Source organism: Aeromonas sp. A04 (assembly GCF_047780465.1).
Lineage (GTDB): Bacteria > Pseudomonadota > Gammaproteobacteria > Enterobacterales > Aeromonadaceae > Aeromonas > Aeromonas bestiarum.
Genome location: NZ_JBLNHP010000001.1, coordinates 1,072,845 through 1,084,584 on the forward strand (window position 1 = coordinate 1,072,845; position 11,740 = coordinate 1,084,584).

The 11,740-nt window shown below is 60.1% G+C and carries 15 protein-coding genes; all 15 read right to left on the minus strand.

The window, feature by feature from the left end; all coding sequences use genetic code 11:
- Window positions 1–52: 52 nt before the first annotated feature.
- Window positions 53–1,333, minus strand: coding sequence for a c-type cytochrome biogenesis protein CcmI (gene ccmI, locus ACM3N8_RS04810; RefSeq protein ID WP_290017191.1), 1,281 nt, complete (start codon window positions 1,331–1,333; stop codon window positions 53–55).
- Window positions 1,330–1,809, minus strand: coding sequence for a cytochrome c-type biogenesis protein (locus ACM3N8_RS04815; protein WP_043555993.1), 480 nt, complete (start codon window positions 1,807–1,809; stop codon window positions 1,330–1,332). Before ACM3N8_RS04815 ends, ccmI begins: the two co-directional genes overlap by 4 nt.
- 11 nt (window positions 1,810–1,820) lie before the next feature.
- Complete coding sequence (locus ACM3N8_RS04820; RefSeq protein WP_042872041.1) at window positions 1,821–2,351, minus strand: DsbE family thiol:disulfide interchange protein; 531 nt, start codon at window positions 2,349–2,351, stop codon at window positions 1,821–1,823.
- Window positions 2,348–4,303 (minus strand): heme lyase CcmF/NrfE family subunit, encoded by a 1,956-nt coding sequence (locus ACM3N8_RS04825; RefSeq protein ID WP_290017193.1) that lies wholly within the window; start codon window positions 4,301–4,303, stop codon window positions 2,348–2,350. Before ACM3N8_RS04825 ends, ACM3N8_RS04820 begins: the two co-directional genes overlap by 4 nt.
- A gap of 82 nt (window positions 4,304–4,385) precedes the next feature.
- Complete coding sequence (gene ccmE / locus ACM3N8_RS04830; protein ID WP_042872036.1) at window positions 4,386–4,877, minus strand: cytochrome c maturation protein CcmE; 492 nt, start codon at window positions 4,875–4,877, stop codon at window positions 4,386–4,388.
- Window positions 4,874–5,080 (minus strand): heme exporter protein CcmD, encoded by a 207-nt coding sequence (ccmD, locus tag ACM3N8_RS04835; RefSeq protein ID WP_042872035.1) that lies wholly within the window; start codon window positions 5,078–5,080, stop codon window positions 4,874–4,876. The genes ccmE and ccmD overlap by 4 nt, the downstream gene beginning before the upstream one ends.
- Before the next feature lie 2 nt (window positions 5,081–5,082).
- On the minus strand, window positions 5,083–5,823 hold the full coding sequence (locus ACM3N8_RS04840; protein ID WP_043134710.1) for a heme ABC transporter permease: 741 nt from the start codon (window positions 5,821–5,823) through the stop codon (window positions 5,083–5,085).
- 162 nt (window positions 5,824–5,985) lie between these two features.
- Window positions 5,986–6,654: a heme exporter protein CcmB gene (gene ccmB / locus ACM3N8_RS04845; RefSeq protein ID WP_042034081.1), complete on the minus strand. Its 669-nt coding sequence runs from the start codon at window positions 6,652–6,654 to the stop codon at window positions 5,986–5,988.
- Window positions 6,655–6,658: 4 nt separating this feature from the next.
- Window positions 6,659–7,294, minus strand: a complete 636-nt coding sequence (ccmA, locus tag ACM3N8_RS04850; protein ID WP_290017195.1) for a cytochrome c biogenesis heme-transporting ATPase CcmA — start codon at window positions 7,292–7,294, stop codon at window positions 6,659–6,661.
- A 163-nt stretch (window positions 7,295–7,457) separates the two neighbouring features.
- Window positions 7,458–7,844, minus strand: a complete 387-nt coding sequence (locus ACM3N8_RS04855; RefSeq protein WP_043134707.1) for a DUF2802 domain-containing protein — start codon at window positions 7,842–7,844, stop codon at window positions 7,458–7,460.
- Window positions 7,845–7,862: 18 nt separating this feature from the next.
- Window positions 7,863–8,351 carry a chemotaxis protein CheW gene (locus tag ACM3N8_RS04860; RefSeq protein WP_005298836.1) on the minus strand — a complete coding sequence of 163 codons (489 nt, stop codon included), beginning with the start codon at window positions 8,349–8,351 and terminating at the stop codon, window positions 7,863–7,865.
- Between the two features lie 69 nt (window positions 8,352–8,420).
- Window positions 8,421–9,293 carry a chemotaxis protein CheW gene (locus tag ACM3N8_RS04865; protein ID WP_290017197.1) on the minus strand — a complete coding sequence of 291 codons (873 nt, stop codon included), beginning with the start codon at window positions 9,291–9,293 and terminating at the stop codon, window positions 8,421–8,423.
- On the minus strand, window positions 9,290–10,084 hold the full coding sequence (locus ACM3N8_RS04870) for a ParA family protein (RefSeq protein ID WP_043555988.1): 795 nt from the start codon (window positions 10,082–10,084) through the stop codon (window positions 9,290–9,292). Before ACM3N8_RS04870 ends, ACM3N8_RS04865 begins: the two co-directional genes overlap by 4 nt.
- A 4-nt stretch (window positions 10,085–10,088) precedes the next feature.
- Window positions 10,089–11,000, minus strand: coding sequence for a flagellar motor protein MotB (locus ACM3N8_RS04875; RefSeq protein ID WP_290017198.1), 912 nt, complete (start codon window positions 10,998–11,000; stop codon window positions 10,089–10,091).
- 2 nt (window positions 11,001–11,002) lie between these two features.
- On the minus strand, window positions 11,003–11,740 hold the full coding sequence (locus ACM3N8_RS04880; protein WP_043134702.1) for a flagellar motor protein: 738 nt from the start codon (window positions 11,738–11,740) through the stop codon (window positions 11,003–11,005).

An 11,740-nucleotide genomic window follows, 5' to 3' on the forward strand; every position in this document is an offset into this window, starting at 1 on the left:
AATCTGAATTATAGGCAGCCCGGCCCCATCGAGGGGCCGGGCCAAAGGAGTATTAGAGGGCGTGATCGATGCGAATGTCAATCGGTGCTGACGGAATGGCGTCCGTCGGGATCGGAGCCGATACCCCTTCAAACGCCCCTTCCTTGTTCATGACGTTGCCACCGCGGGAGAGCCGCGCCTTGAACTGCAACTGCGGGTAGGCGGCGAGCTTGCTGCCCTCCATCATGGCATCGCCATCCCCCAGTGACAGGGTCAGCGGGAACTGGGGACCCGGGATGCGCTTGACCGCGATGGGCATGGGCGGACCGTTGGGGATCACCGCAAACACGAACAGATGGGCATCCTCCGGCAACTGGATGCCGGGAGCCAGGGTGACGTGCAGCGGGAACTCACCGGCCTTCACCTCCAGCACTTGGGCAGGCGCCTGGCTCTGTGCCTGTTCACTTTGGGTCGCCGGCACGCCTGGCGCCGCCATGCTACGCTGCTTCAGCTGCTGCTCGGCATAGTCGATGGAGCGCTCCACCATGGCGTAGCGGGTCGAGCCCTTCTCCATCAGCGGCAACATCTCGCGCCAGCGCAGCAGCGCCGTCTTGAAGTCCTCTTTTTGCAGCGCCATGAAGGCATAAACGGAACGCGCCTCTATGTTGGCCGGATCCAGCGCGATGGCGCTACGCAGCAGCTCATCGGCCTGGGCGTCATCTCCTGTCATCATCAGCGCCTGGGCATAGGGCACGGCCACCATGGCCTTCTGTGGTGCCAGCGCATAGGCCCGCTCCAGTGCCTCACGGGCCATCTCGGGATCATTGCCATCCAGCGACAGGCGACCCAGCAGCAGCCAGCCGCGGTAATCGTTCGGTTCGTCTTTCAGACGGGTGCGCAAACCCAGCATGAAGTCCATCAGATCCTGCTCGGTCACCTGGGCATCCCGCTCCACCAGGATGCGGTTGCTCAGCTCACCGAGCCGGCTGTTGGCATCCTGCCAGCGCTGGACTTCCCGCCAGGAACCGAGCTGGTAATAGAGTCCCAGACTCACCACCACCAGCACCAGCACACCCGGGATCCAGATCAGACTCTTGCCACCACGGGCGGTCTGCTCCACGTCGGGAATGTCGTCCAGCAGGCTGCGTTGCAGCTCGACCAGGGAGTCCGGCTCCTCCGCCAATATGCCCTGTTCACGCTCTTCGCCAATCTCCAGCAGACGCTGGCGATAGAGCTGCTTGTTGAGGGCCGATCGGCTGATGCTCTGCTTGCCCTCACCGCGCCACAGCGGCAGTACCAGCGCCAGACTCACCAGCACCAGCAGGGCCGCGATCACTATCCAAAATGCGGTCATTGTTTCTCTTCCTCTTTGAGCAGGGCAGTCAGACGACGCTGCTCCTCCGCGCTCAGGGCGCTATCCGTCGGCCTGGCTGCCGCGGGACGACGGCGGCTGCGCACCACCACAGTGACGACACCTATGACGATCACCAGCAGCGGGCCCAGCCAGAGGATCAGGGTCGACGCCATCAGCGGCGGGTTATACAGAATGAAGTTGCCGTAGCGGGCGACCATGTAGTCCACCACTTCCTGCTTCTCCTTGCCCTCGCGCACCATCTGGTAGGTTTTGTCGCGCAGATCCTTGGCCAGCCCGGCATTGGAATCGGCTATGTCCTGGTTCTGGCACTTGGGGCAACGCAGCTCCTTGGTCAGCTCGCGAAAGGTCTGCTCCTGGGCATCGTTGTCGAAGGTGTAGACATCGATGGCGGCCAGCGCCTGACCGGCGCCACCCAATCCTGCCAGCAACAGCAGGGATGCAATCAATACTCTCATCAGGCTCTCCCTCACTTCATGGCATCAAAGATGGGTTTGAGGGTCGATGCCCAGACTTCGGGGTTGACGTCCCCCACGTGGCGATAGCGGATGATGCCCTGGCTGTCGATGAAGAAGGTCTCGGGCGCGCCGTAGACCCCCAGATCCAACCCCAGCATGCCATCCGGATCATACAGGTTGATCTGGTAGGGATTGCCGAGCTCCGCCAGCCAGTTGATGGCCTTGGCGCGCTCATCCTTGTAGTTCATGCCGACTATGTAGATCCCCTGCCCCGCCAGCTGCTTGAGGTAGGTATGCTCCCCATAGCAGGTCGGGCACCAGGTGGCCCAGACGTTGAGCAGCATGGGGCGTCCCTTGAGGATGCTCCTGTCATGCTGCTTGTTCAGGTCATAAATGTCCTGCAGGGTGAACACCGGCACCTCCTTGCCCACCATCACGGATTCGAGCTTGGTGGGGTCTGAGTAGAGCCCGCGAAACAGGAAGACGGCCCCCAGCAGAAAGATGATGAAGGGGATCAGAAACAACCAGGTCTTCTTGCTCATGCCTTGGCCTCCTCGTCACGACGGCCGAAACGGTAACGCTTGTCCAGCATCGCCAGCACACCGCCGATGGCCATGAAGACGCCGCCAAACCAGATCCAGCGCACGAAGGGTTTGTAGTAGATCCGCACCGCCCAGGCACCGTTGTCGAGCTGCTCGCCGAGCGCAGCATAGAGATCCCGGGTGAAGCCTGCGTCTATGGCCGCTTCCGTCATCGGCATCCGGCTCACCTTGTACATGCGTTTCTCCGGCTTGAGCAGGGCTATCTGCTTGCCATCCTTGTGCACTTCCAGCACGCCCTTGAAGCCGTCGTAGTTGGGGCCGTTCTTCTCCTTGATGCCGGTGAAGACGAACTCGTAGTCGGCAAACTGGACGCGATCGCCGGCCTGCATGCGCAGATCCTTTTCGATGCTGTAGTTCTGGGTACAGGCGATGCCTATGATGCTGACCGCGAGCCCCACGTGGCCCAGGATCATGGCCCAGTGGCTGTTGCCAAGCCGACGCACGCCGACGGCAAAGCTGTGCTTGTGGGTGGCGCGCACCCAGGTCTCCTGCACGCTGGTAACTATGATCCAGGCCCCGAGGCCTATGCCGAGCGCGGCCCAGGGTTTGAACTCCTCGGCCAGCAGCAGCGGCAGCAGGAAGGCGGCGGCCAGGCTCAATACCAGCGCCAGGATCACCTTGCCTTTGAGCTCACCCAGATCCTGACGGCGCCAGCGGAACAGCGGGCCCATCCCCAGCAGCAGGGCAAACGGAATGATCAGCCAGCTGTAGATGTGGTTGAAGAAGGGGGTGCCGATGGAGATGCTGCCAAGCCCCAGCTCCTTGTGCACCAGCGGCAACAGGGTGCCGAGCAGCACGGTCAGCAGACCCGCCACCAGCATGATGTTGTTGCACAGCAACAGGGTCTCGCGGCTCCACAGCTCGTGCTTGCCGTGGCTCTTCACCTGGGAGCCCTTGAAGGCGAATAGCAAGAGCGAGCTGCCGATCACCGCCAGCAGGAAGCCCAGGATGAACAGGCCGCGGGTCGGGTCGGAGGCGAACGCATGCACCGAGACCAGCACGCCGGAGCGAACCAGGAAGGTGCCGAGCAGGCTCAGGGAGAAGGCAGAGAGCGCCAGCAGCACTGTCCAGGCCTTGAAGGTAGCTCGCTTCTCGCTCACCGCCAGCGAGTGCAGTAGGGCAGTGCCCGCCAGCCAGGGCATGAAGGAGGCGTTTTCCACCGGATCCCAGAACCACCAGCCACCCCAGCCAAGCTCGTAATAAGCCCACCAGGAGCCCAGCACGATACCGAGTGTCAGAAAGACCCAGGCCGCCATGGTCCAGGGACGGGACCAGCGCGCCCAGGTGGCATCGAGACGCCCCGTCATCAGGGAGGCGATGGCGAAGGCAAACGCCACCGAGAAGCCCACATAGCCCATGTAGAGCATGGGCGGGTGGAAGATGAGGCCGGGATCCTGCAACAGCGGATTGAGGTCGCGTCCATCCACCGGGAAGTAAGGCAGAGTACGAGTGAAAGGATCCGAGGTGAACAGCACGAAGGCGGTGAAACCGACCGAGATCAGCCCCAGCACGCCGAGTACCCGCGCCACCGCATCGAGCGGCAGGCTGCGGCTGAACAGGGCCACAGCCGCGGTCCAGCCACCCAGGGTCAGTACCCAGAGCAGCAGTGAGCCCTCATGAGCGCCCCAGACGGCGGAGATCCGATACGCCAGCGGCAACAGGGTATTGGAGTTGGTGGCCACATACTGCACGGTAAAGTCATTGTCGATGAAGGCCCAGGTCAGGCACAGGAAGGACAGCAGCAGCAGCAGGAACTGGGCATAGGCCAGCGGACGGGCCGCCGACATCATGCCGAGCCGCCCCCACTGGGCACCGAGCAAGGGATAGACGCCCAGCAGCAGGGCGGTGGCAAAGGCCAGGATCAGTGAAAACTGTCCTAATTCCGGGATCATGGCTGAACTCCTTTCAAATGAGCCGCAGCACGAACCTGTAAACCGGCTTGAAATGGTGAAAGCGGTGCGAATGCTGTCAGGATCATTGCTTGGCTCCCTTCAACTGCGCCTCGGTATATTCCGGCTTGAAATGCATGCCATTGGTGGCATCGGCCACTTCCGGCGGCATGTAGTTCTCATCGTGCTTGGCCAGCACCTCGAACGCCTCCACAGTAGTGGCGTTCTTGAGGGTACCCTGGGCCACTATGCCCTGCCCTTCGCGAAACAGGTCGGGCAGTATGCCGTCAAACTCGACGGTCACCAGATGGCCGCCGTTGTCCACCAGCTTGAAGGCCACCTTGAGGCTCTGCTGATCCCGCTGCACAGAACCCGGTACCACCAGGCCACCGATGCGCAAGCGCTGCCCCTCTTCCGGCTTGATCTTGTCCGGCCCCTTGCCCTCCACCAGCTCGCTCGGGGTGTAGAAGAGATCGATATTCTGGCTGAGGGCATAGAGCACTAGGCCTATCACTGCGGCGAGGCCAAGACTTATCGCCAATATGATGGTGAGGCGTTTCTTGCGTCTCGGGTTCATAGGGTGTTCTCCATCTGCTGGGCCGCCTTGCGGCGGGTCTCGCGGGCCTGCTTGCTACGCAATTCGCCGAGCAGGCTGCGGGTCTTCAACCGGGTGGAAATGACGATGCCGACCAGGCAGATCAGGGTCAGACCGAAGGAGAGCCAGACATAGAAGGCGTAGCCGCCCATCGCCATGAAGTCACTGAAAGAGGCAAAGTGCATGCTTACTTCTCCTGCTCTGCAATCTCTTTGACCCAGGGGCGATGCCACTCCCGCATCAAGAGCTCGTTGCGAAAACGCATCAGGGAGAGGGCCCCGAGGAAGGTGGCAAAGGCCAGTATCATGATGAGCAGCGGCCACAGCATCTCGGGGGAGATGGAGGGCTTGTCAAACTTGGTGATGCTGGCGCCCTGATGCAGGGTGTTCCACCACTCCACCGAGTAGTGAATGATGGGCAGGTTGATCACCCCCACCAACGCCAGAATGCCGGCGGCGCGACCGGCCAGCACCTTGTCGCTGAAGGCGTTGTAGAGCGCGATCACCCCCAGATAGAGGAACAGCAGAATAAGCTCGGAGGTGAGACGGGCATCCCATACCCACCAGGTGCCCCACATGGGTTTGCCCCAGGCGGCGCCGGTAAACAGCGCTATGAAGGTGAACACGGCACCGACCGGCGCAACGGCGGCCACCGTCATGTCAGCCATTCGCAGTTGCCACACCAGCCCGATGAAGGCGGCCACCGCCATGGTGGAATAAGCCCCCATGGAGAGGATGGCGGCCGGCACATGGATGTAGATGATCCGGAAGGAGTCACCCTGCTGATAATCAGCGGGTGCAAAAGCCAGGCCCCAGAGGGTGCCAATGATGAACGCCAGCAGGCTTGTCACGGCAAACCAGGGCAGCAAGGTCCCTGCCAGCTGATAGGCGCGCTCGGGTTTAGCGTAAGGGTGCAACCATTTCCACATAGCTCACAAAACCTTTCTGTTATTAATATAGTGGCGAGGCCTACCATACCCACTGCCGGAAAACATCACATCCCCCGAAAGCAATAAGCAGCCATCCTCTTGATCTATCTCAAGTATATTTTTTATAACAGCCCATCCCGAGCCGCCTTACCACAGCTTTCATCAGTTCACGCTGACCCGCAGCGCCGCCGAGACCGCCAAGGGGGTCAGGGTCAGCGCACCGGCCAGCATGGCCCCCAAAATCGCGAGCTGGCCCGAATAGGGCAGCCCCATGCCCGCCGCATCGATGGCGGACGTGGCAAAAATCAGTACCGGAATATAGAGCGGCAGGATCAGCAAGCTGAGCAGTACGCCCCCCTTGCGCAACCCGACCGTCAGGGCGACGCCGACCGCCCCGAGCAGGCTCAGCACGGGCGTCCCCAGCGCCAGGGTGGCGACCACCGCCAGATAGGTGTTCATGTCCAGCGACAACAGGATGGCGAGCAGCGGGGAGATCAGCAGCAGCGGCAGGCCGGTCAACAGCCAGTGAGCGATCACTTTGGCCAGCGCCAGCAAGCCCAGCGGATGAGGCATCAGCATCATCTGCTCCAGCGCACCGTCGCTGAAGTCATCGCGAAACAGCCGCTCCAGCGAGAGCATGGCCGCCAGCAGGGCCGCCACCCAGATGATGCCGGGGGCGATACGGGCCAGCAGCTTGGGCTCGGGGCCTATGCCAAGGGGAAACAAGGTGATGACGATGAGGAAGAACCAGAGCGGGTTGAGTATATCGGAGCGCTGGCGCAGGGCCATCAGCAACTCGCGATGAATAAGGTGGATTACGGCGCGCAACATCAAACTACTCCTGCAGCAAGGGCGTGAGGGAGAGGGTCTTCAACCGCCCTTCCATCAGAGTCATGTCCTGATGGGTGGTGAGGATCACCATGCCACCCCGCTCGGCATGGGCCAGGAACAGCCGCTCCAGCACCTTGACGCCCTGCTTGTCGATAGCGGTAAAGGGCTCATCCAGGATCCAGAGTGCCGGCTTGTCGCTGAGCCAGAGCCGGGCCAGTGCGACCCTGCGCTGTTGGCCGGCGGAGAGCTGCCCGGTGGGATAGTCCTCAAACCCGGCCAGGCCGACCTGGGCGAGCACCTGCCACAAATCTACCGTCCCTTGAGCCGGATGATGCAACTTTTGATAGAAGGTGAGATTTTCGAGCGGCGTCAGCGCCGCCTTGACGCCAGGCTGATGGCCCAGATAGAGCAGGTTGGCATGATATTCATCACGACAGCTGCGGATATTCTCGCCATTCCAGCACACCTCACCGGCAAATGGCTGCGACAGGCCGGTCAACAGCCGGAGCAGGCTGGTCTTCCCCACCCCGTTGGGGCCTTCAATTTGCACCAGATCGCCGGGAGCCACCGCAAAGGAGAGATGTTCAAACAGAGTGCGATCTTCACGCACGCAGCTCAGATTGTTAATTTGAAGCAGCATGAGGATGTAATCAGTGAAAAGAAGCGGCCTGCATATTAACACAGTATTGGAGAGCGTCTTTTCAAAGATGCCAACTATCAGCAGGATTTGTGGGGGAGATCCCGCCTTTTTGGCGCGCCGGACGGGTGAAAAAAATCAGGAAGGCGGGCGCCTTCCTGAGGATCTATGAGCGGCCTTTTCGCAATGAAATCAACAGTTCTGCCTCGGCCTTCGGCAATTCACATTCATTCATGACCTCGTCGAGGTCGGCGCCCAGCTCCACCATCTTGGCGGCACGGCTGTAAAGGCGGCGTTCCGGATCCTGCAGGGTCAGCTCCTGCTGGCGATCATTGACCTGCTGCATGGCCCCTTCAACGGACTGCAAACGCTGACCCATGCCGATGGCCCCCGTGTGCAGCTCCATCATCTGCTTGCGCAGACTCTCAAGCTGGCCTTGCAGTGTCTCCACCCTGGCCTCGGACTCTCGCTGGCCACGTCGGCTGCTGATCACCCCGTACAGGGCCAGCACCAACGCCAGCAAGGACACCCCCAAGGCGGCTATTTCAATCATCAACACATCATTTTCCTATCAGAGGGAACCAATATCTTCCCACTCTTCATCGGAGAGCAGCTTGTTCAGATCGACCAGGATCAGCAGCTGACCATCGCGGTTGCTGACGCCCTGAATGAACTTGGCACTCTCCTCGGTACCCACCGCAGGGGCGGCATCGATCTCAGAGGAGCGCAGATAGACCACCTCGGCCACGCTGTCGACCATGATGCCGATCACCTGCTTCTCCGCCTCGATGATGACGATGCGCGAGTTCTCGCTCACATCGCCGGAAGGCAGGCCGAAACGGGAGCGGGTATCGATGACAGTCACCACGTTGCCGCGCAGGTTGATGATGCCCAGCACATACTCGGGCGCACCTGGCACAGGGGCGATTTCGGTGTAGCGCAACACCTCCTGCACCTGCATCACGTTGATGCCATAGGTTTCATTTTCCAGCTGGAAGGTGACCCATTGCAGCACTTCATCTTCGGCCAGATTCTGTGCAATATTGCGCTTTTCTGTCATGTTTTTATTCCTTTTATGAAAACGTCTACTGGTAAAACTAGCAATAAAACAGCACAAGTGCAGAAGTTATCAGCGACCTTCTATGTTGACCCCACGCTCCAGCAACAGGAGCAATTCCCTGACGTGCAGCAGGGCACACATCTTCTCCTTGACCATGCCCGCCAGCCAGGGGCGCTTGCCCTCCTGGTGACGCCATTTGACCTGATCACGATGCAATAACTCTGTGCCCTTCAGATGATGGCAGGCGAGTCCCCAGGGAGATTCGCCCAGCATGATCAGATACTTGTAATCCGCTATGTCCAGATGCTGGCCCGGCATCACCCACTGCGCCGTGTCCACCACGTTCATCTTCTGCTCGCGGGAGGTCATGATGCCACGGTACCAATCCGGCTGACCGAACAGTGACGAGACCTCTCCCAGCTGATGGATACCGCCAAGCTCGGTCAGGGGCACCGCGAAGGTGACGCCGGCGACTTCGAAGAAGAGCGCCTGAAACTCCTTGCCGGTATCGATATTCTCCCAGGTCGATGGTGCGACTTCTGCCTGAGGGGCCAGTTCCACCGCCGTCTCTGTCATCACCAGCGCCGATGGCTCTGCCACCGCAGGGGCAGGCATCTCCTCCGGCCATACGGGTTCAACCGGCAGCAGGGCATCTTCGGCCTCGATCTGCAGCGGCTCGCTGATCACCTCTTCGTGGCTCAGGGCGTCCATCTCAAACTGCACCTGACCCACCTGGGCGAGCAGCTCGCTCAGTTGTTCGAGCCGCTCATCTGCCTCCAGATAAGGCTGCACCACCACCTCGGGCTGCACCTGAGGCTGACGTAGCAGCCGGACAACGGGCGCAGGTTCCGATTCCTCTGGCAGATCAGGCAACAGCGCCTCATCCAGCAACAGGGAGTGGAAGTAATCATCCATGGCCCTGACTTGGGTCGTGTCGCTCATGATGCCACCTCATGAGCACGTTGACGCTCCTGGGCATCAAGATAGTTGAGCAAGGTCTCATAGGCATAAGTGCCGCGACTGCTCGGCGAATAAATGGACGGGGGAATGTGGAGCAAGCTGGCATCCCGAAACTTGGTGTCTATGGGGATGACGGCGTTCCATACCGCATCGCCATGTTGATCCTTGATGGACTTCAGTGTCATCAGAGAGGCGCGGGTACGCTTGTCAAACATGGTGGGGATCACTGTGAAGCGGAACTTCTCCCGCTTGGATCGCTGCATGATCTCGAAGGTCTTCATCATCCGCTCCAACCCCTTGAGGGCCAGGAACTCGGTCTGAACCGGCACCAGGATCCGATCGCAGGCGGCCAGGGCGTTGACCATCATGACCCCAAGCACTGGCGGACAGTCGATGAGCACGTAGTCATACTGATCCTGAATGCGCAGCAGGGCACGCTTGATCACCAACCCCATGCCTTCACGGTTGCCCATCACCCGATCCAGAGTGGCCAGGGTAATGGAAGCCGGCAGCAGGTGGATGTTCTCAAACTTGGTTCGCAGCGTCAGTTTATTGACCAGCTCGGCCGTCGGTTTGACAGCCTGAAACAGCTCATAGAGGGTACCGTCCAGCCGATCCGAGTCAAAATCGAGATAAGAGGTCAGGGAAGCATGGGGATCGGTGTCAATCAATAGCACCCGCTGGCCGCGCTGAGCCAGGATACCGGCTAACGAGACCACTGTGGTGGTTTTACCGACCCCACCTTTTTGGTTGGCAACCGTCCAAACAATCACTGTATCAATCCTGCCTTGTTGTTATGCGTATGCCACCACCTGGCAGAGTGATCACCTTGACCTCGCCTGCCTCTACCGCCTGTTGCACTGCAGGAACCGGCTCCACCATCACAGGCTTGACGGGAGCGGGTGGCGCCCAGGCGAACTTGGAAATAGCGACCACCACCTTGCGATTCTGTAAGCGTCCCTGTTCGCTGTCATTCCCGGCAAAGGGAGAAAACTCCCCGTATGCCTCGTAGGCAAGCCGCTGTGGTACTATGCCCTTGGCGATGAGAGCTGTGAGCACAGCCTCGGCCCTTGCTGCTGACAGCGTCCAGTTGGAGCGAAAAATTTCATTATTTATCTGCTGGTTATCTGTGTAGCCCCGCACTCTCACATAGTTATCGACCGGTTTCAGAATACCTGAAAGCGTATTGAGCACAGGGTCGGCATTGGTGCTCATAAAGGCACTGCCGCTGCCAAACAAGAGACCCGAGCTCAACTCCACCGTCAACCAGTTATCATCCAGCGTGAGCTTGACCACACCGGCCTCGACCAGAGTGCCCATGCTCTCTTTCAGCTGCGTATCTATCTTCGCAAGCGTCATGCCATCTTGTTTGATGGGCACACCGGAGATGGGGGCGAGGGAGGGAGAAGGCGGCAGAGCACTCTCCAGCACTGAGGGGGCAGCCGATACCTCGTTGTTCAACAGCGACTTCCCCTGCCCTTCCAGCAGGCCATCACTGCGTGGCTGCATGACGTTGAACGCCTGGGTCATGCCGTCGATGACGGCGCGATATTTGTCTTTGTTGACCAGCGCCACCGAATAGAGCACCACAAACAGCGCAAAAATCAGCGTCATGTAGTCGGCGTAGGAAACCAGCCAGCGATCGAGATGTTCTCGACCTTGCAGATGCAAACGATAGCGCTTGCGCATGGCTACTCTCCTTTCAGATAAGCCTTCAACCGCCGCTCAACCTGCGGGCCATTCTCACCGTGGGCAATCGCCATCAAGCCTTCCAGCGTCATCTCCTGGAACAGGGCGTAATGATAATGAAAGGCGCGCAGACGGTTGGCAATCGGCAGATAAAAGAGGTTGGCAAAGCCGACCCCGTAAATGGTGGCAACAAACGCAACGGCAATGCCGGCGCCGAGGGCTGCCGGATCCTCCAGATGGAACATGGCCTGGATCAGACCCATCACGGCACCTATGATGCCGATGGTCGGACTGTATCCCCCCATGGCCTCGAAGACCCGGGCCGAGTGCTCGTTACGCTCCTGCTCGATGTCGATGTCCGCTTCCAACAACATGCGAATATCATCTATCGACACCCCATCCACTATCATGGTGAGCCCCTGACGGGTGAACTCGTCACTCTCCTGATCGGCCTGATTTTCCAGCGCCAGAAGGCCCTGCTGGCGGGCAAACACGGCCCATGCCTGCAAGCGTTCGGCCTGATTGACCAGATCCCAACCAGGGGGGAGCAACATCCAGCGCAGCTGCCTGATCGCCTCGAGCAGATATTTGCGCGGAGTCTGCAAAATGACGGCCCCCCAGGTGCCACCAACGACGATGACAAATGCAGGTCCGTCGAGCAGGGTGAGCAGGGTGCCGCCATGCCATAGCTGGGCAATGGCAATGGCTCCCAGAGCCAGGATCAGGCCAAACATGCCCAT